Source organism: Actinomycetota bacterium (assembly GCA_035536535.1).
Lineage (GTDB): Bacteria > Actinomycetota > JAICYB01 > JAICYB01 > JAICYB01 > DATLNZ01.
Map to the genome: position 1 here is coordinate 1 of DATLNZ010000186.1, position 23,505 is coordinate 23,505.

Sequence of the window (23,505 nt, forward strand, 5' to 3'; positions counted from 1 at the left end):
TCCGGGTGGTTGAGCGCGATCAGATTCGCCTCGCTGCCCACCAGGAACAGCCCGACCAGGCCCACGAGCAGGTACACGGCGCCGACGAGCAGGTTGACGCGGCGAGCCCAGCGGACACCCGCCACCGCCCCGGCGACGAACAGCCCGCCTACCGCGAGGTGGACGATGTTGTGCAGGGGGTTCACGTCGAAGAAGATGAGGTTGTTGCCCTTCGTTGCCGCGAAGCCGATCCCGCTGGTCACGAGGAACCCTGCGGCCCCCACGAGCAGGTAAACAGCTCCGAACGCATAACCGAACATCTGGTTGGCCGAACCGGCCCGGCGTGCTCCAGAGCCGATTGCACCGGACAGACCTGATCTGATGGACATTCCCGTGCCTCCTTGGTCGAACTATCACCACGTATTCGCGGCAGGCCGGCGGTCCGGACGGGTGCCCAGGTCAGGGTGCCGGGTTTAGGACGACGTCCCCGTTCCGGGGACCTCCGGCGGGGCGGACTCGCTGTCGCCCGCGTCGCCCGCCCGGCGACCGTGCAGGAGCAGGTCGATGGAGGCCCAGATCGTCTTCGCGAACGGAAAAAAGCCCAGCGGCATCACCACGCACACGAGCGCGCACGTCAGCATCAGCGGCACCAGCTCCACTTCCGGCAGCTCGACCACCAGCCATCCGGCCAGCACGGCGAGAAAGATGACGCCGGTGACCCCGTAGTTGATCGCCAGGGAGCCGAGAAAGGCCCCCTCCCCGCGCTGAAGGACAAGCCCGCACCTGGGGCAAGAGGGCAGCATCGTGAACCATCGGCGGAACAACCGGCCACCACCGCAGCGGGGACAGCGCCTCGTCAGGCCGCGGAGGATGACCAGGAAGGTGCCGGGCCTGTCGTCCACTGCGGCCATTCCACACCCTACGCGCGTCCCGGTCCTGTGCGAAGGTGGCACGCGAAGACCGCAAGGAGGCCCGGATGGAGATCCCGATCCTGGTGTCTCCCGACGACTGGGACTGGCTGGGCGACCCGCCGCAAGGCGGCGTCATCAAACTCCACGGCCGCCAGACGGGGGGCGCGATGGGGATGATCGAGCAGTCGCTGGCTCCGGGAAGGATGATCCGTCCCCACGTGCACGACCACGACGTGTGGCTGTTCGGCCTGTCCGGCGAGACGAGCGTCAGGGTGGCGGACCAGACGGTAACGGCCGGCCCCGGATCGATCGTCTTGAAGCCCCGCAACGTCGTGCACTCGATCTGGAACGCGAGCTCCGATCCCGTCCGGATCATGGAGATCTTCACCCCTGCCGGCTTCGAGCAGTTCATGAAGGAGGTCTCAGCCAAGGCCCGGGCCGGGACTCTGACAGACGACATGTTCAAGGACCTATGCGACCGCTACGGCCTCCGTTTCTTCGAGGACTGGCCCGGCGAGGACGGCTGGGTGCAGAAGATGACCGCGCAGCACAACCTCAACTTCGGAGGGAACTGACGACTGTGTGCCACTTGCCTAGTAGCGCCGCGGCAGCTTCTTGTAGGGCGTGAAGGAGGCGGGTTCCTCGTTGCCAATCCAGTCGCCGTCGGCGAGGCGGCGAAGGCTGCATTCGAGATCGAAGGTGAGCCATCGCGAGAGCTGCGGGTGGGCGGGGTGCTGCCAGAGGCCGTAGGGGCCGCGCCGGGTCTCGAGGTAGGCGACCAGGTCTCTCACTCGACGGTCCTCAGCCGAGACTCCACACCGTGAGGCCAGATCAAGGAGAAAGGCCAGGTCGAAGGTGACGTAAAAGGTGGCGAGCCCCGAGGCGGGTTCCAGCCCGACCAGCCGGGACACCTCCCAGCCGAGGGTCGCCTCATCACGGGTTTCGCGTGCCAGGAGGTGGTCGACGGCGACACGGGCCGCGGGAGATCGCTTGCGTTCGGGGTGCAGCGCGAAGCAGGCCACTGCACCGGTCGTGGCAGATCGGCAGCCCGCCCCCCGTGTGAGCCTGCGGTACTCGGGATCCTCGCCGGACGAACGGCCGTCGAGGCCGAGATCAGCCTTGTGAGATCCGGTCCAGGAGCCATCATCGAGGCGTTGGCCAGCGAGCCACTCGTAGGCGCGCTCGGCGCGCGGGTCGGTGGCGAACCCCGCAGCGGCGACTCCCCGCAACGGCAGGACCGTACGCATTGTCACGACTCTGTAGCTCTCGGCGCGGGGCAGCCCGGGGGGTGGGGCGCCTCGTCTCCGCTTGGGGGCGGGATCGCCGTCCGCGGGCTGGGTTGGCCAGGAGCCGTCCGCCTGCTGGTGGACGAAGACGTCCTCGACGGCGACCGCAGGCTCTGGGCCTCGGTAGCCGAGGTGGGCGAGCTGACACAGCAGGTAGCCCGCGGTCTGCGGGTTGCCCTTTGCGCCCTCGAGTCGGGCGAGTAGCGCTCGGACGTCATCGCTCTGATCGATCTCGGCCCGCCAGGACTTGACGTCGTCATCGTTCTCGCTGGCACCGTCGAGCTCGACCGCCGACCGCCACCGCAGCGAAGGAGACGGGTCGCCAAAAAGGAGCGCGTTGATGCTCATGCGAGGGCCTCCAGGAGGTAAGGCGCGGTCGCTGTGTTTGCCTTGGCGAGTTCTTCGGGCGGGCCCTGGAAGATGATCTCGCCTCCATCGGGCCCTGCGCCGGGACCCAGCTCGATGAGCCAATCGCAGCTCGCGAGGAGGACGGGATCGTGCTCTACGACCAGGACCGTATTGCCGGCGTCGACGATCGCTTCGAGGGCGCGAGCGAGCACACCCACGTCGGTGACCTGCAGACCGACAGTGGGTTCATCCAGAACGTAAAGCGTGTTCGCCTTGGTGGGGCGGGCCAGCTCCCTGGCCAGCTTGAGACGTTGCGCCTCGCCTCCCGAGAGACTCCAACCGGGCTGCCGAACGATCAGATAGCCCAGGCCCAGCGCGAGCGCGGGACCGCCCACGCGACCCACGGCCGCAACGTCGCCCCACTCGTCGACCACCTCGGCGATGGTGAGCGCTTCGATGTCGGCCAGGGTTCGGTCCCGCTCGACGAGGCAGGCGACCTCCCGGCGGTACCCGGACCCGGCGCAGGCGTCGCAGGTCTGGGTCACCGAGGGTAGGAAGGACATGTCCTCTCGCCAGCTGCCTCGGCCGTGGCAGCCGTCGCATCGATAGGTGAGGTCCTTGATCGTGATTCCCTGCTCTCTGGCGACCTCGCTGGCGGCGAAGGCCTTTCGCACGGTGTCGATGAGCCCGAGGAACATCCCGGGGGACGTGATTTCGGCGCGGGATTGGTCTGCCGCCACCGTACGAGCCGGCGCACCTGAAATCGAATCGTGAGCCCCAGGTTCGACACGAATGACCCCCTGGCCGGGAACATTCGTCCTCGGTCGAGCCAGCCCGAGGGCGATGGTGTCCACGACGAGAGAGGACTTGCCCGAACCGGACACGCCGCAGACGCCGACTTGCACGCCGAGCGGAACGCCGACGTCGAGGCCCCGCAGGTTGTTCTCACGTGCTCCCGTGATGCGCATCCACCCTGTCGGCTCGCGGCGACGCTCGCGACGCGGGATAGAAACGTGTCCGGCGAGCACCGCCCGCGTGACGGACTGGGCGTCGTCGAGGTCGACGAGGCGGCCCCCGGCCCGGCCTGGACCGGGGCCCAGCTCGATGACTTCGTCAGCGGCGCGGATGAAAGTTGGATCGTGTTCAACCGCGATCACGGTGTTGCCGGAGTCTCGCAGCTGCTTCAGGGTGCGAGTGAGCGCGCTTACTTCTGAGGGATGCAGGCCACGGGATGGTTCGTCCAGAAGGACGGTCATCCCGACGAGGCCTCCGCCGAGAACCGAAGCCAGTTTGATGCGCTGCGCCTCGCCGGCCGACAACGACCATGTCATCCGGCTCAACTGGAGGTAGCCGAGCCCCACGGAGCGCAGAAAGCGGAGCCGCTGTAGGGCGACCACACGTGCGTCCCGCGCGTGGTCGTCGTCCGGCTCCTGCATGGAGCCAAGCACGCTCTCGAGCTCTGAAAGCGACGCGGAGAAGAGGTCGTTGCGGTCGCGTCCTTGAACCCGGATCGTCAGGTAGGGGGCCCGCAGTCGCTTTCCGCGGCACTCCGGACATAGGAACGCCTTGGTGTCCGCGCCACCAAGGTCGTACGGGGCCCAGTGGTTCATTCCGATGAACGCGGCGTCCCCGTCCATGAAGGCACGACGGGCTTCTTCGCTCAGCTCGGACCACGGCGTGGTCCTCAGGTCGAACTGATACCGCTCAGCGAAAGCCAGCATTGAGGCATTCCCGCCGGTCCCCGGTTGACAGAAGTAGCCGACGAGCATGCCAAGCCTTCCGGCGAAGCAGTTCGCGGAGATCGGTGCGTCCGGGCGCACCAGCCACTGCTCCAAGTCGTACTCCCGAGTGACGCTCTGGCCGAGGCATCGCGGACAGGTGGCCGCCGGGGACCCCATCAGGTGGCGGGGTTCGATGGCCACGGCGCTTTCCGCGCAGTCCCCGCACTTCCAACGAGCTTCGGGCACCCGTGAGGTCGGGCGAACCTTGTCGCCGCCGCACGCGAGACACGTACGCACGCCGGCTCGCGCCATCACGAGGGAGACCAGCCGGTCGAGGTCGCTGGACTGGCCGACAGTGGCTCGCGCGACGTGGGCAAGAACGAGGTCCGGCCGATTCGTGAAGGCGTTGCTGGCGTCGATGATCATCGTCGGGCCAAGCCCGTTCAGGGAGTCGACGGGGGCCTCCGGTCCCTCGCGCACCGACTGACGCTCGTACACCGACAGGCACTCGAGCAGCCGCCGGGTTGCCTCGGCTGCGACGACGTCGTGGACCAATGACGACTTTCCGGACCCCGAGACTCCGGTAACGACCGTGAACCTGCCCTTGGTGAAGTCGACGTCGACACCCTTGAGGTTGTGGGCTCGGGCCCCGCGCACGCGGATGGCCTCGCTCGACCGACGCCGGGGGCGCGGCTTGGCCCGGGGAATGACACTTGGTCGCTCCGTGCCCCCAGGGGCGCCGCAGTGCATCAGGCGTCCTCCGTCGGGTCCGCCTCCAGGGCCCAGGTCGATGCGCCAGTCCGCGTGCCGGATCAGGTCGGCTTGGTGTTCGACGACCACCACCGTGCAGCCGTTGTCCGTCAGTCGATCTAGCACCTCGAGGAGTCGGTCCAGATCTGCGGGGTGCAAGCCGGTGGTCGGCTCGTCGAGCAGCACGAGGTCGCCGGACCTGGCCTTGGTCATTTCACGGGCGAGCCGCACTCGTTGGGCTTCCCCGCCCGAAAGGCCCGGCGACGGCTGGCCCAACGTCACATACCCCAGACCTACGTCCAGCAGCGTGTCGAGGATGCGCGTCACCGCGCGGTGTTCGGCGAACAGGGAGCGCGCCTCGTCGACACTGCACGCCAGCACATCCGCGATGGACATACCTTTCCAGGTCGCTTCGAGGACCTCCGGGCGGTACCGCCGGCCGTCGCAAACCTCGCACGGAATCCACATGGACGCGACATAGCGGATCCCGATCTCAACCGCGCCGGTGCCCTCGCACTCCGCGCAGGCCCCCTCGGGCCGGTTGAAGGTGAATTCGGAGGGCGAGCGGCCCGTCTCGGCGGCGAACACGTCGCGAATGTGGTCGAACACCTTGGTGTAGGTGGCCGGGTTCGACCGTGGGTTGTTGCCCAGCGGCGCCTGGTCCACCGCCAGAACTCGCATCGCCGGCGCTTGGAACGTGGCACACCCCACCGGCCCCCGCTCGCGCAGAGAGGCCAGAAGGACGTCACGCGACAGCGTCGTCTTGCCTGCCCCGGACGGACCCGTGATCACGGTGAGCGAGCCGAGAGGAATCTCGCAGTCGATGCTGTGCAGGTTGCGCAGGTCCGCACCGGAGATACGGATCCTTTCGTCAGTGAGAAGCCGGCGCTCCCGGCGCTCGCGGACAACCGCCGAGAAGCCGCGACCGGACGCAGTGTCGGCCTGCCACAGTTCGGCCGGAGCCCCTTGAAAGACCAGTCGCCCGCCCCCGCCTCCTCCTCCCGGGCCGATCTCGACGACATCGTCGGCCATCGCGATGGCCACCGGGTCGTGCTCGACCATCACCACCGGACCGGGCAGCGAGGCGATGGCGTCCAGCAGCCGCTTCAGATCGCTGTGATGCAGCCCGATGGTCGGCTCGTCGAGAACGTGCAGGAGGTCCTCGAGCCGCCCGGAGAGCACCACCGCGAGCCGGGTGCGCTGGGCCTCGCCCCGCGACAGCGTCGGCAGCGGGCGGTCGAGAGTGAGGTGGCCGAGTCCCAGCGTGATCAGCGGACGCAGCCGCCGCCGCAACTCGTCCTGGACTCGCAGGGCGCGCGGACCAATGCGCAGCTCCTCTACGAACTCGAGAGCCTCCCTCACCGACCGGGTCATCAGTTCGGGAAGGGTGGCGCCGGCTATGCGGTGCGAGGACGTGTCCGAATCATCATGAAAGGCGGACGGAGGGAGCGGTCGCACCCAGGCCCCGCAGCCCGGGCAGATCGGCGCCCGCAGAACAGGTGTACCCCCGAGGCGAAGCTCGGGTTTGCCCAGCGCGTCCGCGAGCTCGAGCGTCGCGCGGACCTCTGCCGGGCCCATGCCCGCAGAAAGCGTGGCCACTCGGACCACCACTTCGTGTTGAGACGCCGGTTCAAGCCGAGGGACGCGACTCGACGTCCTCGCCGCCCACGGCCTCCCATCGACGGTGACCTCCGAGAACTGCCCCCGCAATCCGCGAAGCAGACGCGCGTGGCTACCGGTCAACCCACGCACCAGCGCGACGTCGATCGGGAGGGTCCTGGCTCTATTCAGCATGTCCAGCGCCACCGCGAGGCGCTCCTCCTGGGAAAGCGCCCGCACCGGGACGCCACAGCGTGGACAACTGACGTCTGCGAACCGGGAATACAGAATCCTCAGAAACGGGTGCAGCCCAACCGACGTAGCGACCGTCGATGCCGGGTTGACGTTCAGCACGTTCTGGGCGACCGCAACCGCTGGTCCCAGCCCGTCAATCCGGCGAACGTGCGCGGCCGGGAGCCGGACTCCGCCACTGCCCCGGGCCAGCGACTCGACAAACCGCCGCCGCGCCTCCGCATAGACCACGTCGAAGACAAGCGAGGACTTCCCCGACCCGGACACACCGACGACGGCAGTCAGCCCCGGACCAAAGGTCACGTCGATGTCGCGCAGGTTGTGCTCTGCCGCACCGAAGACGTTGAGTTCGCCCTTCACCCGCTCATTGTGGCTCGCGGTCAGCAGGGCTGGACTCAGCGAGAAGCCGTGGACTCAGTCCGGGCGCACCCGTCCCATCACCAGGACCGGGTCTGCCTCCGGACGCGACTTCCAGCCCTTGAGCAGAAGCCTCCACCCCCGTTTGCCGTAGAGCCTGGCTGCCGCGGGGGGGCCGAGTTCGTTGCTGGACAGGATCCCGGTCCTGCAGTCGAATCCATCCACCAGCGCATCGTGGAGGGCTCCGCCGAGGCCCCTGCCGCGGTACTCCGGCAGCAGCGCGAGCTCCATGAGGTTAAAGCAGTCCTCCGTCCACTCCGGCGGCAGGCTCTGCTCGACCATGTGGCAGAAGTACGCCTCGCGGTCCCAAGGCCGGGCCAGGGTGAAGCCGACGACGCGGTCGGCGTCCATGGCCAGGATCAGGCTGCGGCCGGGCCTGTCCAGCTCGTCTGGGAGCCGGTCGGCAAACGACCGCGCCCAGCGGGGGTGCTCGTTCCATGGAGGCTCGCCGAAGACCCGCCGGTAAACGGCGATGATCCCGCTCCGCACAGAGGCAAGATCAGCCGCCCGAATGGGAGTCAGGACGACGCCTGATCGCTGCACGGTGGTAACGATGCGCCCTCCTCGGATAGTCGATGACATGCCGCTGAATCGTGAAACCGGACGGGCCCGAAACTGGCCCCAGGGGGGGTGGCGGAGGGGCCTCCGCCCGGCCCCTTTGTCCTCCAGGCGGAGACTAGCAGCCGGTAGTGACAATCCTGTCGTGTGAGAGCCGCAGCCGCGACCCCCCGGACCGACAGGACGCAGTGCCGGCACTCGTCTCCTGAGCCTTCTGGACCCGGGGCACCGGGACAACGATACTGTGGCCGCGAACGGAGAACACACTGACAACCCACATCAATTGAGCATGCGTCGAAGGCTTCTGACGGCGGCCCCCGTGATACCGGTTGTCCTGCTACTGGCCGGGTTCGGGGCCCTAATCGCCGACGGCCAGCGCGACAGCCGTCGCGCACTGGACGAGCGTTTCGCCACCCGCACTTCGATCGCCGCGACGTTTCTGGAAGCTTGGACGGACCAGGTCCTGGAAGACGAGGTCCGTGAAGCCCTCGAGCACCTCGGGGGCGAGAAGCTGACCTACGACGACCTGTACCGCGTCACCGACGAGTTTGACTATCCCGCGGCAGTGATTCTCGACTCCCTTGGCCAGCTCATCCAGGTGCTGCCCCCGAGCCCAGGCCTGCTCGGCCGGGACCTGACTCCCCAGTATCGTCACCTGCGTGAGGCCGTAGCCGGGCGCCCGGCGGTTTCGGATGTGGTCCTTTCGGCCGCGGAGAAGCAGCCTGTGGTGGCATTCGCCGTCCCGTACGAAACTGCCTACGGCCGGCGCGTGTTCAGCGGAGCCTCGCTGGTGAGCGACACGCCACTGGGGCCATTTCTCGCCAGCATGCTTCCCATCAAGAGCAGCGGCGCGTACCTGGTGGACGGCAGCGGCGTGATCATCTCGTCCAACCTCGGCCGCCCCTCGGGTCGGGAGACGTTGAAGCAGCGAGACCCCGCTCTGGCTGCGGCAGGCGGACGGACCGGCTTTTACACCCGCGCCGGCGAGCGGCACTTCTATGCGATGGCGCCTGTGGGAGGAACGCAGTGGAAGGTGTTCGCAAGCGTCCCGACCTCGACGCTGTACGAGCCCCTGAGTGGCGAGGCTGAATGGGTCTCGTGGCTCGTACTGGCTGCGCTCTGCGCCAGTGCCCTGGTCGCGGGATGGCTGGCGGTAAGGGTTGCTCGGCACCGTCGGCGCCTCATCGAGACGAACGCACAGAGCAGCGCGGCGCTGGAAGAGCAGGAGCGACTCAACCGCGCGCTCCACGATTTCTCCGGGCACGTCGCGCACGACCTCCGCAACCCACTTGCCAAGATCAACATGTGGTCTCGCATGCTCGACCGTCCCGAACTTCCCGAATCCACCCGCAGCGAAGCGGTCGCGGCAATCCAGAGATCGAGCGATGAAGGGGCACAGCTGGTGACCGACCTACTCGAGCTGGCGGTGGCCAGCGGGACGCCGAAGCGGGAGCCGCTCGCGTTCGGGGACCTCTCCGCCGAAGCAGCCACGGGGGTGGACGGAATAGCTCTGAACATCGAGAACAGCGCGACCATCTCGGCGGACAGGGTGGCGCTGCGTCAGGCGATTCGCAACCTCCTCGCGAATGCGTCCGCTCACGGACGTCGCGACGGCGTGGCCGAGGTCACGTTGCGCTGCGTGGAGGTTTCGGAGGGGTGGAAGCTGGAGGTCGAGGACCGGGGGCCCGGCATCGCACCGGGACAGGCGGAGAAGCTGTTCGCCCCATTCACGCGCGGCGAGGCATCGTCCGGCACCGGCCTCGGCCTCGCAATAGTCAGAGCAACCGCCGAAGCCCATGGCGGACGGGTTTGGCATGAGCCGGGAGATCAGGGCGGGTCGCGCTTCTGCCTGCTGATCTGCAAGCCGGGGTCGAAACCCGGGCCGGATGGCTCCCAGCCGGAGTTCGGCGCCACCGTCACGTCCCGGGGCTAGACCCCGGTCGGGAAGGTCTCGGCCTCGTCGGGGTCCCCGGAGTTGCTCCCGTCCAGAGGCCGGACCGCCGTGGTCTCGTCGAGGTGTACCACCGCGTCGAACTGCCGGACCAGGACCGCGTTGAAGTAGTGGCTGGCGCACTCGGTCTGCGGCATGTAGATGACCCCGATGGCGCGCTCAAGGCGTGGGGGGTCCAGGGCGACGGCGGCCGGTCCGTCGTCGCGGAGCATGAGCCAGAAATCGCCGCGTCCGGTCTCGTGAAGGAGTTCCTCGTACGAACCGTGCAGGGCCGGACTGACCACCTTTGTCTCCACCGGACCCCCCCAGGCCGACGCGGCCGAGACCGTCCCTGTGTAGGTGGTGAACCCGACGATGAAAACCTCGTGCCCGAACCGGTCTCGCGCGAGCTGGCCCAGGCTCAGCTCCCCCAGCGCCGAACCCTCGGTGGCGCGGGCATCCCCAACGTGGGAGTTGTGGGCCCACACGACGACCCGGGAGCCGGAGCCGAGGTGATCCATCAGGTCGGTCAGGGTGTCTGCCATGTGGGTGTCTCGCAGGTTCCACGACTCGGCCCCCCCGCGGAACATCGTCCGGTAGTAGGCCTCGGCGTCCACGACCAGCCGTGCGTTCTGCTCGGCGTGGAACTGCTCGTCGGATGACTCCCCCGAGGCGCGTTCGGACGACGCTCCTCGCTCCAGGAGCTCCCGCAGCTGGGCGAGAACCTGCGGCTCGCACGGCTCGGCCATGCCACGGCTCGCCGCGTACCCGTACGCCTGGACGTCGTGGCCGAACCTGTCGAGGCACGCGTATCGCTCGTGGGCCCGGCGGGCGGCATCGGGGTCCACTTTCTCGAGGTAGTCCAGGACCAGGTTCATCGAGGTGTGCAGGCTGTACAGGTCCAGGCCGTAGAAGCCCGTCTGCTGCGAAGTGGCGCGATTGTGGCCGCGCAGCCACTCCACGAACTCGAGGACGTCGTGGTTGCGCCACAACCAAGCCGGGAAGCGCGTGAACCCGGACAGCGCGGCCGACGCGTCACGGTCGTCGCTGGACCCCCGCACATAGCAGTTCACTCGGTAGGCGTCCGGCCAGTCCGCCTCGACGGCCACCGCCGAGAAGCCGCACTCCTCGATCAGCCGCCGCGTGATGCGGCACCGTTCCCGGTAGAACTCGTGGGTACCGTGGGAGGCCTCGCCGAGCAGGACGACGCGGGCGCCGGAGCAGGCGGAGATCAAGTCGTCGTAGTCGCCCTCGGCCCCCGACACCGGCCGGGCCCCTTGGGCGACCGCACGCGCCAAAGCATTTGGCTCCGCCATGCCGGACACCTACCCGCTCGTGGCGCCTGCCGAACTTCAGCCTCCGGCCTGCGGGTGGTCCGGGTTCGGCTGTGCGTGTAGAAGCGGACAGATCCGGCCGGGTCGCGCCTCGAAGCGCCGGGCTTAGGACCTACGGGATCGACAGGGGGGTCACGCGGTACCCGGTGGTCTGGTTGGAGCTGAAATACATGGATCCCGACCCGGGCGACTGCGTCTCGATCCAGTTGCACACGATCCCCGACCCGATCGCGGCGCGGGAGACACTGGAAGACTCATGCCTCGACAGGTCGGCCGAGGGGTATGTGGGGCTGGGATTCGCGCTGGCGGACACAGCCGTATCGCCGGAGGCCACCGACGCGTAGGGCCGGTACGGAGAGCCGTACGCGTACACCCGGGGATAGGGGTCTGACCCGCTGTACGTGTCGGTTGCCCTCGCGGTGGCGCTCACCGTGCAGGTCTCGTTCTCGCCGCTGAGCTCGATGTTGAAGGTCGCGGTACCGGCGGTGGCGTCCATCGAGAACTCAGCCGCGTCAGCAGGTCCGCTGAAGGTCTCGCTGTAGGCGTCCTGGCAGTCCTGGCCGGAGGCGTTGCATGTTCTGACCGAGCGGGAGGCCGAGACGCTCCGTGACTCGTAGCCGCCGTAGCGCTGGATCCGGCCGCACAGTTGAATGGAGCCCTGTTCGGCCCCCTGGTAGTCGTACCAGTACAGACACATGCTGCTGCTGGACCCCCCGTACTGGTACTCGCTCACGGGAGCGGCGCCGGCAGGGACCGGTGCAGAGAACAGAACCGCCGCAACGGCGAGAGTCCCGATGAGTCCACGCATTGTCGTATCTCCGGTTGCATCTGGATAGGCCTGTCGCATTGTTCGACGCTCCCCGGCTGTTTCCTCCCCAGGCTCCAGGGCGGCCCATAGGATCCCTGGATGCCACAGGAACGCTTTGCCGCGCAGTTCGACGCCAACCGGCTCCTCTGGGACGCGCGCGTCCCGGTCCACCTCGCCACCTATGGGTCGGTTGGCACTGTCCGGCGCGGGGGCCTCAGCATCGGCCCCCCGGCCATCGACGAGATCGGACCGGTCGAGGGCAAGGACCTGCTGCACCTGCAATGCCACTTCGGGCTCGACACGATCTCCCTCGCCCGCCTCGGCGCCCGGGTCACCGGCGTGGACCTGTCCCCGGAGTCGATCCGCGCGGCGCGGGAGCTCGCCGCTGAGCTGGGGGTCGAAGCCGCGTTCGTAGAGGCCAACGTGTACGACGTCCCGGACGTCGTCCCGGACCGGTTCGACTACGTCTTCACCTCCATCGGCGTGCTGTGGTGGCTCCCGGACCTGCTGCGTTGGGCACAGGTCGTAGCCTCGATGCTGCGGCCCGGCGGCACCTTCTACATCTGCGAGATCCACCCGGTGGCCTCCTCGCTGGAAGTGCGCGAGGGCCGCTTTGTCCTGACTCATGACTACTTCGGCTCCGGCGAGCCGCTGAGGTTCGAGACCGACAGGACCTATACCGACCCCGACGTGGAGGTCGAGCCCAACGTCGAGTACGGCTGGGAGCACCCGCTGTCGGAGGTGGTCAATTCACTTCTGCAGGCGGGCCTTCGGATCGAGTTCCTCAACGAGCACCCCTTCTCGGCCTACCGCAATTGGCCGGAGCTGGAGGAGGACGAATCCGGATGGCGGCTGCCGGGTGCCCCACCGGCGCCGCTCCTGTTCTCGCTCAGGGCCACTGCCCCCTAAAAGGATCGTGGGACCGCGGCGGCGAACCATCCCCATGTGAAGAAGCTCGCTCTCCTGGCTGTGCTCCTGCTCGCCCCCCTGCTGCCGGCCGCCCCGGCGCGGTCGGCGGCGCTCGAGCTTGTCGGGGACGAGGTGCTGTCCGCCGACGGGCGGCTTCACGAGCTCACGCTCGCCAGTCCGGCTCTCGAACGGCAGACGAAGGTCCGGGTCCTGCTGCCGGCGGCCTACGGCGCCGACGGCCGGAGGTTCCCCGTGTTCTTCCTGCTGCACGGAGCAGGAGACAACCACGCTCGCTGGACCAACGTCACCGACGTCGAGGAGCTCACGGCGGACAAGAACCTGATCGTCGTCATGCCCGACGGCGGCAGCGGCAGCAACTCTGGCTGGTATTCGGACGGAGTCGCCGGTCCGGCCTGGGCGACCTACCACATCGGCGAACTTCTTCCTTTCATCGACTCCCACTACGACACCGTCGGCACCCGCGAGGGCCGCGCCATCGCCGGACTGTCCATCGGAGGGTTCGGGGCCATGTCCTACGCGGCACGGCACCCGGACCTGTTCGGCGTCGCAGGCTCCTTCTCCGGACTCGTCGACTCCACCCTGGCGGGTCCGGCCCAGGCCGCGGCGTACGCCGCGCTCAACGAGCGTTACGGGACGCCCGACAACCGCGTGTGGGGTGACTACTCCACAAACGAGCTGACCTGGCGCGAGCACAACCCGCCGGACCTTTCGACCAACCTGCGGAACACGGTTCTGTCGCTTGCGACCGGCAACGGTGTCCCCATGCCGAACGACCCGCCACTGAGCGTGCCGGCGGAGGCCGCCCTGTACCCCATGAACCAGTCCCTGCACGCGGACCTGACGCTGGAGGGCAAAAACCACGTCTGGCGGGACCGCGGCTACGGGACCCACGAGTGGAACTACTGGCAGGCCGACCTGCACGCGTTCGTGAACGACGTCCTGATGCCGGCATTGGATCGGCCTCCGGCCCGGCCCCCGTGGTTCTCCTACCGCAGCGCGAGGGACTCTTTCGCCGTGTGGGGCTGGTCGTTCCAGGCGCAGCGTCAGGCTCGCGAGTTCGTGGACGTGACCGACGCCTCCGCCGGCGGCCTCACCGCCCGCGGCAGCGGGTCGCTGCGGGTGACGACACCGGGGCTGTACACGCCGGGGGCCGAGTACGAGGTGCAGTCAGACTGGTCGAAGGTGGGCGGCTCCCACGAGTCTTCGGCGGGGCCCGTCGTGGCCGATGCGTCCGGCAGGCTCACCTACACGGTGGACCTCGGCCCCCCGCACAAGTTCCAGCAGTACACGCGGGAAGCCGTCCTGGACGAGGCCCTGGCCGGTCCGGACCACTGGCGAACAGTGAAGGTCACGATCGTCCGTCCGGTCCCGTAGCGGCGACACTGGCAACCTGACTTAGTCCCCTCTCCGGGAGAAACAGTGACCAGACCGTCCGTCCGGGAACGCCTGCGGTACCGGTTCGACAGCTTCATGTCCCGCGGCACCCCCGCGCTGGTCGGCGGACTGGCGCTGGTGTCGCTGTCGATAGTCCTGGCGGTCGCCACCTTCGTCGCGGTCACCGGCGCGGCTCGCTCACGGGAGCCGGGGGTCGGGTTCCCGACGCTTCTGTGGCGCAGCCTCATGCGCACGCTGGACCCGGGCACGATGGGAGGCGACGAGGGGACGGCGCTTTACCTGGCCTCCATGCTGGCCGTGACGCTGGGCGGGATCTTCGTGATCAGCGCGCTGATCGGAGTCCTTTCGACAGGGTTGGAAGCCCGCCTGGCGCAGCTTCGCAAGGGACGCTCCCGCGTCCTGGAGCACGGACACACCGTCGTCCTCGGCTGGTCGCAGGCGGCGCTGACGGTTCTGTCCGAGCTGGTGGTGGCCAATGCCAACCAGAGGCGGTCGTGCGTGGTGGTCCTGGCCGACCGGGACAAGGTCGAGATGGAAGAGGAGATCGCCGCGAAGCTGCCCGACTGCGGCCGGACCAGGATCGTCGTCCGCCACGGCTCCCCCATGGACCAGCGCGACATCGACATCGCAAGCGTGCAGACGTCCAGGTCGATCGTCGTGCTGGCCCCCGAGGTCGGGGACCCCGACGCGCAGGTGATCAAGACTCTGCTGGCGATCATCAACGACCCGGACCGGCGGCCGGACCCGTACCACGTCGTCGTCCAGCTGCACGAGGCGGCCAACATCGAGGTGGCCCGGATGATCGCCGGGAACGAAGTCGAGGTCGTGGACGGCGACTCCGTCATCGCGCGCATCACCGCCCAGGCGTGCCGCCAGTCCGGACTCTCTTCGGTCTATGCCGAGCTGCTGGACTTCGCCGGAGACGAGATCTACGTGGCACCCGTCCAGGGACTGCAGGGCCGCACTTTCGCCGACGCCCTGCTCGCTTTCGAGGACGCAGCCGTCATCGGGCTGCTGTCCGACGGCCGGCCACTGCTCAACCCGCCCATGGACTCGGCGATCAAGGCCGACGACCGCGTGATCGCGATCGCGCCGGACGACGACAGGATCCGCACCTCCCCCCGGCCCCCGCAGATTCACACGAATGCCATTCGCGAGGCCACGCCCGTTGCCGGAGCCCCGGAGCGGACGCTGCTCCTGGGGTGGAACCGGCGGGCATCGGCGATCCTGCGCGAGTTGGACGGCTACGTCGCGCCGGGGTCCGAGTGCCTCGTCGTGTCGGCAGTGCCGGCCGACGGGCAGCGCGAACCGCTCACCAACACGGCGCTGTCCGTCCGCGAAGCCGACACGACCGACCGGCGCGTGCTCGACGCCCTGGACGCCCCGAGCTTCGACCATGTGATCGTCCTGTGCTACTCGGAAGCACTCGAGTCCCAGCAGGCCGACGCGCGGACTCTCGTCACCCTGCTTCACCTGCGCGACATCGCGTCCAAGTCGCAGGGGACGTTCTCACTGGTGAGCGAGATGATGGACGTCCGCAACCGTGACCTTGCCGAGGCCGCGCGCGCCGACGACTTCATCGTCAGCAACCGACTGGTGAGCCTGCTCGTCACGCAGATCTCCGAGAACAAGCACCTGGGTGCGATCTTCCGCGACCTGTTCGACGAACAGGGGGCCGAGATCTACCTCAAGCCGGCGGCCGACTACGTCGCGACCGGCTCGCCGGTGAACTTCGCGACGATCGTGCACGCCGCCCTCATCCGGGGCGAGGTCGCGATCGGACTTCGCCACGCCTCCGCGGCTTCCGACTCAGCGCGGCACTACGGGGTCTCCCTGAACCCGCCGAAGGGGGCCGAAGTCACCTTGTCGGAGGACGACCGGGTCATCGTCCTCAGCAACACCTGACCCTCAAACGAGAAGCCGGGGCGGTCTCCCCAACACGCGTCACACAGAAGCGTAACATCTTGGTTACTCTTACTGCAGATCATGGGCAGCCGACCTGTCGAAATTGGGCCCACTCGTTCGTCCTATTGGCAAAGACGCCGCGACCAAGGAGGCCGGGATGGCTGAGTTCATGATCTTCATGCGCGAAAACGACGACGCTTGGGCGAAGATGCCGCCGGAGCGCCAGCAGGAGCTGATGAAGGGGTACTTCGCGTGGGTGGACGACCTGCGTAAGCGCGACATCATGCGCGGAGGCAACGCGCTGAACAACCAGGCGCGCCTCCTGCGCCTCGTGGACGGCGAGGTCGTGGATGGCCCGTTCACGGAGACCAAGGAGGTGCTCACGGGCTACTTCGTCATAGAGGCGGACTCCTTTGAGGCCGCGGTCGACATCGCCAAGGGGTGCCCCGCCCTGTTCCACGGGGAGACGGTGGAGCTGCGGATGGTGGGCCATTAGCTCCAGCAACCCAGGCGGACTGGACTCCCTCGCGGCCCACTTCTTCCGAGAGGAGTACGGGCGGCTGGTGGGGCGGCTGGTCAGGGTCCTGGGCCCGGACCACCTGGGCCTCGCGGAGGACGCCGTCCAGGAGGCGCTCGCGTCTGCCGTCCGGACGTGGCCGCTGCGAGGCGTGCCAGACGACCCCGCGGCCTGGCTGGCGACCGTCGCCCGCAACGCGGCAACCGACGCCGTCCGCCGGTCGGCTCGTCTGTCGGCGGCGCTGCGGTCGCTGGCAGCGGAGGGGACGGACGGGGCGCCGGTGTCGCCGGAGGCCGATCAGCTGGACCTGGCATTCCTGTGCTGCCACCCCAGGCTCCCGCGATCGGAGCGCGTCGTACTCACGCTGAAAGTGGTCGCTGGTTTCGGCACCGACGAGGTCGCCGCGGCCTTTCTGGTGCCGGTTGCGACCGTCGCTCAACGCATCGTCCGGGCAAAGCGCCGTATCCGCGACCAGGGGCTCACTCTGGACGGCTCATCTGAGGCATCGATCGTAGAGCGGCTCCCGTCCGTTCTCGACGTGATCTACCTCGTTTTCAACCACGGGTACACCATCGGCCCGGGAGAAGCCGGACTCCGGACGGAGTTCGCCGGCGAAGCGCTGCGTCTGCTCGAGATCCTGGCGGCGCGCCACCCCCGCCCGGAGGTCCACGCCCTGGCGGCGCTGTGCTGGCTGCAGTCGTCGCGCTTTGAAGCGCGCATCGACCCGGCCGGCGTTTCGGTTCCCTTGCGCGACCAGGACCGCAGCCGGTGGGACGGACAACGGATCGGCCGCGGCCTCCATCACCTGAGCCTTGCGGGACGCGGCGAGACACTGTCGGACTTCCACCTGCTCGCCGGGATCGCCGCATGCCACGCCGTCGGCTCCGGCGAGACGACGGACTGGGCCCGCGTCCTGGACCTCTACGACACGCTGCTGTCCAGGACCGACACCCCGGTAGCCGCGCTGAACCGCATAGTGGCGTGGTCGATGGTCCACGGAGCAAGTGAGGCGCTCCCACTTCTCGACGACCTCGACCGGACATCCACGCGGCCCCCGCGGCACCTGATGCAGGCCGCGCGCGCCGACCTGCTGGAGCGCGCAGGCCGCGCAGCCGACGCCGCAGGTGAGTTTCAACGAGCCGCGCAGATCGCTCCGAACGAGCCGGAGAGGCTCTCGCTTCTCCGGCGCGCCTCGGCTGCCCACGACACACGATGAGGAGGTTCTGGTGAGAAAGGTCAACACGATCTTCACGTGGTGCAACGACATCGAGTCGATGCGCAGGTTCTACACGGACCTGCTCGGCCTGCAGGAGACGTTCTACGACGCCGAGCGCGGGTGGCTGAGCCACCAGGTGCAGGACACGCTGCTGGTGTTCACTCGGGCGCCGAGCGAGCTGCCGGTGATCGACGAGTGGCCGATGACGCCGGCCCGCGAGGGAGGCAGGGTCTATGCGAGCTCCTGGGTCCTGGAGGTCGGTCCGGATGAGTTCGACGCCGTGGTCGAAAAGCTGTCCGGGGCGGGAGTTGAGTGCTGGGGGCCGCCTGCCGACAGGTCCGGAGGGCGCGATTTCTTCGTGCGCGACCCGATGGGCACGACGGTGGAGGTCTATGCGGCTTCGGAGCCTGCGGGCTAGAGGACTGGAGGAAACACGTGGCCGGAAAGATCGTGTGGTTCGAGATCCCCGTGAGCGACCCGCAGCGGGCGATGAGCTTTTACGGCGAACTCATGGGGTGGAGCTTCCAGAAGTGGGACGAATTCGCGCAGGACTACTGGCTCATCGAGCCTTCCCAGGAGATAGGAGTGGGGGGCGGCATGCTCACCCCGCGCGACGGAGCCGCTCCCGGGCCGGGTCCGGTCGCCTACTTCGAGGTGCCGTCACTGGCCACGGCCACGGCGGACGCGGTGAGGCTCGGGGGGTCGGTTGTGCAGGAGCCGCGTGAGATCTCGGCGGAAGCGGGATGGTCGGCGATCCTTCAGGACACCGAAGGCAACCGGCTCGGAGTCTGGGCCCCCACCTCCGGCTGATCCAGTCTCCTGCGCGCCACCGCCTGACGGAGGCAGGCGATCACGTCCGGATCAGCTGCCACGGCCGTTCGTCGTAGCGGACCAGCCCCTCGTCGTCGACCCATGCCGACGCGGTGATTCGTCCGAGCAGAACGTGGTCGAAGCGCCGGGTGGCCACCTTCCGCCGCCCGACGGTCAGGGTCTCCTCGCCGGCAAAGACGACTGCGCGGCCCAGACCGCATCGTCCGGACAGCTCGTCGAGCGGGGTGTACTGGAAGGCCATGCCCTCGGCCCCCTGCATCAGGACGGGCAGGTAACGCGCCGCCAGAGCCGGGAAAGCATCGTCCGGAGCCTCGGCGACGACGCGGCCGTCCGGCGTCAGCGTCTGCCACGTCCCCTTCGTGCGGACGCGACTCCCCCGCCGCTCCTCGGACTTCACCTCGTCGCGGACCGCGAACCCGCGAGGACGCGGCGATCCGTCTGATACCGAGAACTCCTCGGTGACTGTGATGTGGGTTGTCCCGTAGTTCTCCCACTGCGACTCGAGCTCGAAGACCACGCTCTTGGAGTCGGACGTCCAAACGTGCCGTTCCTCGCCGGTCTGCTTGCCTCTGAGGTCGTTCATCCGGAACGTGGCTTCGCGTCGTGAGGCGATCCGGGACAGGTCGAACACCGGTGCGGTTCCTGACGGACGAAGCTCGACAGGCGCGCCCTTTCGCACCTGCAGCAGGGGAGCCGATGCGGCGGCGATCCAACTGCGTCCGCTGCGGACGGTCCGTCGCTTTCCGCCACGCAGCACCGTGAACTCCACCGGCTCGTTGCCGACCGAGCAATGCACGCGGTAGTAGCCGTCCCAGTCGGTGACGCGGGTGCCGGCGAACTCCACCACGACGTCGCCCTCGGCGAATCCGGAGGCCTCCAGGCCGCCGCGGTCGGACGCGAGGTGCACGAGCACGCCGTCTTCCGGCGGCTTGCGCAGGACCTTCAAGACGGCCGGAGAAAGGGACAGAGCCGGGAGGACGCCGGACGACTTGGCCTTGGGTTCCCTGGTCTTCGGCGGCACGGACGTGGGGGCCGAGGCGTATGCGTGCAGGATCTCGTCCCAGCCGGCCGAGAAGTCGCTGCGGAAGTCCGGACCCCACTTGCCGATGCGCTCCCAGCCGCTGTGCACGAGACGGACTTCCGTCCCGCCGTCGCTCTCCTCAAAGGTGACGACGACGTCGGTGTTGCCGTCCCACTGCGGCATCGTCCAGGTGAAGGCGACGCGGCGAGGCGGCTCCCAGTCGGTGACGGTCCCGATGACGAAGTCCTGGCCGGACTTCGTCCGGTGCATCAGCCGTCCTCCCACCGACGGCTCGAAGACGACGTCCGCACCGGGTCCGGCCGGTGAGTAGGACATTGGCCACCACTGCCCCATGCCTTCGGTAAAGACCTTGAAGGCGACATCGGCGGGCTTCGTCACCCTCACCGTCTTCACGATCTCCGCGAGCTTTGTCCGCCTCGCCGTCTGCTTTGTCGTCACTGGTCCTCCACCTTTCGTACGAACGAATCCAGGGCCTCGTCCCACATCCGGCTGTGGTGGTCGATCCACCGCTTCACCTCGTCGAAGGCGTGGGGGGTGAGGCGGTAGATCCTCTCCCGGCCTTTGGGCACGGCCTCAGCGATGCCGGCCTCCCGGAGCACCCGCAGGTGCCGCGCCACGGCGGGCCGGCTCACGGGAAAGCATCGGGACAGGTCGGTCGCGCGCTGAGGGCCGTCCACCAGCCGCGCGACTATCTCCCTGCGGGTGGGGTCCGACAGCGCAGCGAATGCGTCATTGAGAGGCATGGACGAAGCGTAACCGTTTAGTTACATGTTGTCCAGCGGCTCCTCTGGGACGGAGGCGGCCGCGCCGCCATAGTCTCACCGGGTGCGGGAAGTCCGGCGGTTGGTTCCGAGCGACTTCGACCAGTACTACGAGACGCGGCTGGCGGCGCTGGTCGAGTCTCCTGCCGCCTACGCCACGGACGCGGAGGCATGGCGCACCGCTTCCCGGAGCACGATCGAACGGCACCTGCAGAGGAGTGCCGACGAGCCGGGCTCGCCAATCCTGGGAGCCTGGGAACAGGACGACCTCATCGGGCTGGTCGGGATCAGCCGCGAGCAGCGGCCGTCGGTGGCGCACAAGGCGGGGCTGTGGGGGTGGCACGTGCGTCCTGAGTTTCGCCACCAGGGCGTGGGCCGGTCACTGGTGACCGCCGCGATCTCGGCGGCGAGAACCGCAGAGGGCCTGCGGCAGCTGCGCGCCGTGGTGCCGGCCTCCGGCGCCGCAGCCCTGTCGCTGCTGGAGAGCGAGGGCTTCAAGCGCTTCGGCCTCGAACCCGACGCCCGACGCATGGACACCGGCTTCGTGGACCAGGTGTACCTCTGGTACCTGCTCGAGGCTGATCGCGTCTAGGACCGGGCCAACGCAGCGTCGACGAAGGCTGCGGATGCGTCGTGGATCTGCTGCGCCGAAACGTGACGCTCCTGCATGCCCACGTGACCGACCACGCCCAGAGGGTATGGGCTGAGGGTGGTCACCTCTTACTGCGGGGGCCCCACGGGGTCGGGCTGCATCGGCGCGGGCCGCGGGGCACGGATGCCGGAACTACCGTCAGGAGGCGTGTCGCCCATCGCCGCGGTCGAGGTCGCCGAGTAGACCGCGCGGAAAACCTGCCCTGATGTGCCAAGGGTTCCCGCGTCCACACCGTTGACCTTGAGGCGCACGCCGCCCGCATTTCCGATGACGACCGACAGCCTCGGCCCGTGAAAGGTCTTCGTCTCACCGGGCTGCAAAGTGGAGGTGAAGATCCTGGATTCCGTCGCGTAGGGCGAACCCGTATGCGGGGTCGCAATCGCGTCGACGCTCACCCAGGCAGCCTCCGAGGCCGAGATCTCGAGCGACGCCAGCTTCTGACATGCGCGGGTCGTTACCTCGCCGGACATGGAGGTGACAGGCGGTCGCGGGTAGCTGTTCGACTGGCCGGAGGCTCCGCTCGCCGACCGTGATTCCTGAACGGGGATCGGTCGCCCCAGGCGGTCGAACAACAGCACGTTCTCCAGCGGGGTGCCGTCGGCTCCGTAGGGACAGATCTGGGATTGGGACGTATGCGAGATCTCCGGCGGTATCACGCGGAATTGACCAAACGCCCGTCCATACCCGGAACTTCGGCCCCCTTCATAGGCGGCCATGGCGACCACCACGACGACGCCCAATACGAGCACCCGGCGGACCCAAGGCCGTCTCGTCAGGCCTTGTATGGCGCCGCGGGCCCAGCGCACGGGCGGGGCGTCAGCGACTTTCCTGAACGCGCGGGTCGCGGCTCGTGGGCGGCGCAAACCCATCGCCTCCGCCGGCTCCCGTGCGGGAAGTCCGGCCGACGCCCGCAGCTCGGCCGCGTAGGAGGCCGGGGGGCCGAGGCGGTCCTGGAGGGTGCCTTCGCCCTCGGCCGCCACTTCACGCAGGTGCAGGCCGAGGTCCTCCAGAAGTCCCCCGCGCTCCTCCTCGCCCAGGTCGGCGAGCTCAGACTCCACAGCCTGCAGGTACTCCCGGACTTCGCTGTCCATCGTCATGTTCATGCCGCCTCCCGTCCCAGGCCGAGCAGGCCGTCCATCGCGCCGGTGAAGCCGAGCCACTGCTTGGTCGCGTCCGCGAGCAGCCGGCGTCCGGACTCGTTGAGGCCGTAGTACTTGCGGTGCGGTCCTTCTTCGGACGGCACCACGTACGACGTCAGCCGGCCCTGCTGGAACAGCCGGCGCAGCGTGCCGTAGACGGAGGCGTCGCCTACCTCCTCGAGCCCCGCTGCACGCAGCCTCCGGACGACGTCGTAGCCGTAGCCGTCCTCCTTGGAAAGCACGGACAGGACGGCAAGGTCAAGGACTCCCTTCAGCAGCTGGCTCTTGTCCACGGGCGCTCCCCCAGATCGCGTACTAGTGTGTATAGCACATTAGTACGAGCTACGCGACCACGCCGGCATCCGACGCCAGCGTTGCGGCCTCCGGCAGGGACATCGACTCGCCCTGACTCCAGGCGGCCTCGAACTCGTCGGCTCCCAGCGCGTCGCGAACCTGTGCTTCGGCCCGCCCGGCCTCCACGCGCTCCTCGGCAGGAAACGGGAGCAGTGGCTGCGACGACCGGTCGCGGAATCCAGCGGACGCACCCATCAGAACCGCCGCTGCTCGGAAACGTCCCTGCTGTGCATCGATGCGCGCGATCCGCTCCAGCGCCCGGACCGCATCGAAGATCCCGAGCCCGGCCGACGCGGACAGGGCCTCGACCGCTCTGGCGCGGGCTGCCGAAGCGTCGCCGGCCAGAGCCTCGACCTTCGAGCAGGAAAGAAAGTGCGCCGGCATCGCCATCGGGACCTGCGCGTGGATGCTCATTGCCTCGGCGATCGAGCGGCGGGCCGATCCGGCGTCGCCGGCCGATGCCCAGAGCACTGCCACCTCGGAAAGGGCCCCGGCCAGCAAAGATCTGTTGCCCGACTCTCTCGCGGCCTCGACGGCCTCACATCCGAGGTCCTCGGCTTCGTGCCGGCGGCCCACGCTCGCGTACAGCGCCGCCAGAGCAAGAGCGGCGGGGACCAGTTGTCCCTGGTCGTCGTACTCCCGGGCGAGGCGAAGCGACTCCCTGAGCGTGTCGTCGGCCTCGTCGTAAGCGCCCAGATGGCAAAGGACCATGCCCAGCATGCGCGTCGTGAAGCTGGCAAACCTGGGTCCGCGAGCGCCGACGGTGATCTTCAGGCTGGTGCGTGCGAGGTCCCTTGCCTGCGTGAGGTCGCCCAGCGCGAGAGCGGCGGCGGCCAGGCTCTCGGTCGACCACGCGAGGGAGCCGGAGTC

At 68.4% G+C, this 23,505-nt stretch carries 22 protein-coding genes; 10 read left to right on the top strand and 12 right to left on the bottom strand.

All coding sequences use genetic code 11. The features are described 5' to 3' along the window. Positions 1-299: DUF4383 domain-containing protein (locus VNE62_12275; protein ID HVE93057.1), on the bottom strand; the 299-nt coding region annotated here is incomplete at its 3' end. Between the two features lie 153 nt (positions 300-452). Further along, on the bottom strand, positions 453-890 hold the full coding sequence (locus VNE62_12280; GenBank protein HVE93058.1) for a DUF983 domain-containing protein: 438 nt from the start codon (positions 888-890) through the stop codon (positions 453-455). Positions 891-955: 65 nt separating this feature from the next. On the opposite strand from VNE62_12280, the gene VNE62_12285 reads away from it, so the two are divergent. Further along, positions 956-1,465: a cupin domain-containing protein gene (locus tag VNE62_12285; protein HVE93059.1), complete on the top strand. Its 510-nt coding sequence runs from the start codon at positions 956-958 to the stop codon at positions 1,463-1,465. A gap of 18 nt (positions 1,466-1,483) precedes the next feature. Here VNE62_12285 and VNE62_12290 read toward each other — a convergent pair whose 3' ends face one another. Genes VNE62_12290 through VNE62_12300 form a run of 3 tightly spaced genes read right to left on the bottom strand, consistent with a single transcriptional unit; the run spans position 1,484 to position 7,752 of the window. Continuing rightward, positions 1,484-2,524, bottom strand: coding sequence for a hypothetical protein (locus VNE62_12290; GenBank protein ID HVE93060.1), 1,041 nt, complete (start codon positions 2,522-2,524; stop codon positions 1,484-1,486). Continuing rightward, positions 2,521-7,206: an ATP-binding cassette domain-containing protein gene (locus tag VNE62_12295; protein ID HVE93061.1), complete on the bottom strand. Its 4,686-nt coding sequence runs from the start codon at positions 7,204-7,206 to the stop codon at positions 2,521-2,523. Before VNE62_12295 ends, VNE62_12290 begins: the two co-directional genes overlap by 4 nt. 54 nt (positions 7,207-7,260) lie before the next feature. Next, positions 7,261-7,752, bottom strand: coding sequence for a GNAT family N-acetyltransferase (locus tag VNE62_12300; GenBank protein HVE93062.1), 492 nt, complete (start codon positions 7,750-7,752; stop codon positions 7,261-7,263). Between the two features lie 358 nt (positions 7,753-8,110). Here VNE62_12300 and VNE62_12305 point away from each other — a divergent pair, with 358 nt between their 5' ends. Continuing rightward, positions 8,111-9,754 carry a sensor histidine kinase gene (locus tag VNE62_12305; protein ID HVE93063.1) on the top strand — a complete coding sequence of 548 codons (1,644 nt, stop codon included), beginning with the start codon at positions 8,111-8,113 and terminating at the stop codon, positions 9,752-9,754. Here VNE62_12305 and VNE62_12310 read toward each other — a convergent pair. After that, positions 9,751-11,067 (bottom strand): erythromycin esterase family protein, encoded by a 1,317-nt coding sequence (locus tag VNE62_12310; protein ID HVE93064.1) that lies wholly within the window; start codon positions 11,065-11,067, stop codon positions 9,751-9,753. The genes VNE62_12305 and VNE62_12310 overlap by 4 nt on opposite strands. A gap of 130 nt (positions 11,068-11,197) precedes the next feature. Next, the gene (locus VNE62_12315) at positions 11,198-11,893 is read right to left on the bottom strand and encodes a hypothetical protein (protein HVE93065.1); all 696 of its coding nucleotides are present in this window, start codon (positions 11,891-11,893) and stop codon (positions 11,198-11,200) included. Positions 11,894-11,992: 99 nt separating this feature from the next. Between VNE62_12315 and VNE62_12320 the strand changes: the two genes are divergently transcribed. The 7 genes from VNE62_12320 to VNE62_12350 all read left to right on the top strand — a co-directional run bounded on the left by VNE62_12320 (position 11,993) and on the right by VNE62_12350 (position 18,666). Beyond that, entirely contained in the window at positions 11,993-12,802 is an 810-nt protein-coding gene (locus VNE62_12320; GenBank protein HVE93066.1) for a class I SAM-dependent methyltransferase, read from the top strand. A 36-nt stretch (positions 12,803-12,838) separates the two neighbouring features. Beyond that, positions 12,839-14,197, top strand: coding sequence for an alpha/beta hydrolase family protein (locus VNE62_12325; GenBank protein HVE93067.1), 1,359 nt, complete (start codon positions 12,839-12,841; stop codon positions 14,195-14,197). A gap of 45 nt (positions 14,198-14,242) precedes the next feature. Then, complete coding sequence (locus VNE62_12330; protein ID HVE93068.1) at positions 14,243-16,123, top strand: potassium transporter TrkA; 1,881 nt, start codon at positions 14,243-14,245, stop codon at positions 16,121-16,123. Between the two features lie 157 nt (positions 16,124-16,280). Beyond that, positions 16,281-16,619, top strand: coding sequence for a YciI family protein (locus VNE62_12335; protein HVE93069.1), 339 nt, complete (start codon positions 16,281-16,283; stop codon positions 16,617-16,619). Then, positions 16,537-17,856, top strand: coding sequence for a sigma-70 family RNA polymerase sigma factor (locus VNE62_12340; protein ID HVE93070.1), 1,320 nt, complete (start codon positions 16,537-16,539; stop codon positions 17,854-17,856). The genes VNE62_12335 and VNE62_12340 overlap by 83 nt, the downstream gene beginning before the upstream one ends. Positions 17,857-17,866: 10 nt before the next feature. Next, a complete protein-coding gene (locus VNE62_12345; GenBank protein ID HVE93071.1) occupies positions 17,867-18,274 on the top strand; it encodes a VOC family protein in 408 nt (135 codons plus the stop codon). Positions 18,275-18,291: 17 nt separating this feature from the next. Continuing rightward, positions 18,292-18,666, top strand: coding sequence for a VOC family protein (locus tag VNE62_12350; protein HVE93072.1), 375 nt, complete (start codon positions 18,292-18,294; stop codon positions 18,664-18,666). Positions 18,667-18,706: 40 nt separating this feature from the next. Here VNE62_12350 and VNE62_12355 read toward each other — a convergent pair whose 3' ends face one another. After that, the gene (locus VNE62_12355) at positions 18,707-20,167 is read right to left on the bottom strand and encodes an SRPBCC domain-containing protein (GenBank protein HVE93073.1); all 1,461 of its coding nucleotides are present in this window, start codon (positions 20,165-20,167) and stop codon (positions 18,707-18,709) included. Then, complete coding sequence (locus VNE62_12360) at positions 20,164-20,472, bottom strand: metalloregulator ArsR/SmtB family transcription factor (GenBank protein ID HVE93074.1); 309 nt, start codon at positions 20,470-20,472, stop codon at positions 20,164-20,166. Before VNE62_12360 ends, VNE62_12355 begins: the two co-directional genes overlap by 4 nt. A gap of 82 nt (positions 20,473-20,554) precedes the next feature. On the opposite strand from VNE62_12360, the gene VNE62_12365 reads away from it, so the two are divergent. Then, complete coding sequence (locus VNE62_12365; protein ID HVE93075.1) at positions 20,555-21,082, top strand: N-acetyltransferase; 528 nt, start codon at positions 20,555-20,557, stop codon at positions 21,080-21,082. 128 nt (positions 21,083-21,210) lie between these two features. Here the strand turns inward: VNE62_12365 and VNE62_12370 are convergent, their stop codons facing one another. The 3 genes from VNE62_12370 to VNE62_12380 form a co-directional block, all read right to left on the bottom strand. Beyond that, positions 21,211-22,245, bottom strand: a complete 1,035-nt coding sequence (locus VNE62_12370; protein ID HVE93076.1) for a RodZ domain-containing protein — start codon at positions 22,243-22,245, stop codon at positions 21,211-21,213. Beyond that, on the bottom strand, positions 22,242-22,574 hold the full coding sequence (locus VNE62_12375; protein ID HVE93077.1) for a PadR family transcriptional regulator: 333 nt from the start codon (positions 22,572-22,574) through the stop codon (positions 22,242-22,244). The genes VNE62_12370 and VNE62_12375 overlap by 4 nt, the downstream gene beginning before the upstream one ends. Before the next feature lie 49 nt (positions 22,575-22,623). Beyond that, a partial coding sequence (locus VNE62_12380; GenBank protein HVE93078.1) for a tetratricopeptide repeat protein occupies positions 22,624-23,505 on the bottom strand: 882 nt, incomplete at its 5' end.

Excerpts from the sequence above, each read along its gene's own strand:
- VNE62_12280 (HVE93058.1), bottom strand. The coding sequence starts at position 890 with ATGGCCGCAGTGGACGACAGGCCCGGCACCTTCCTGGTCATCCTCCGC.
- VNE62_12285 (HVE93059.1), top strand. The coding sequence starts at position 956 with ATGGAGATCCCGATCCTGGTGTCTCCCGACGACTGGGACTGGCTGGGC.
- VNE62_12290 (HVE93060.1), bottom strand. The coding sequence starts at position 2,524 with ATGAGCATCAACGCGCTCCTTTTTGGCGACCCGTCTCCTTCGCTGCGG.
- VNE62_12305 (HVE93063.1), top strand. The coding sequence starts at position 8,111 with ATGCGTCGAAGGCTTCTGACGGCGGCCCCCGTGATACCGGTTGTCCTG.
- VNE62_12310 (HVE93064.1), bottom strand. The coding sequence starts at position 11,067 with ATGGCGGAGCCAAATGCTTTGGCGCGTGCGGTCGCCCAAGGGGCCCGG.
- VNE62_12315 (HVE93065.1), bottom strand. The coding sequence starts at position 11,893 with ATGCGTGGACTCATCGGGACTCTCGCCGTTGCGGCGGTTCTGTTCTCT.
- VNE62_12320 (HVE93066.1), top strand. The coding sequence starts at position 11,993 with ATGCCACAGGAACGCTTTGCCGCGCAGTTCGACGCCAACCGGCTCCTC.
- VNE62_12335 (HVE93069.1), top strand. The coding sequence starts at position 16,281 with ATGGCTGAGTTCATGATCTTCATGCGCGAAAACGACGACGCTTGGGCG.
- VNE62_12360 (HVE93074.1), bottom strand. The coding sequence starts at position 20,472 with ATGCCTCTCAATGACGCATTCGCTGCGCTGTCGGACCCCACCCGCAGG.
- VNE62_12370 (HVE93076.1), bottom strand. The coding sequence starts at position 22,245 with ATGAACATGACGATGGACAGCGAAGTCCGGGAGTACCTGCAGGCTGTG.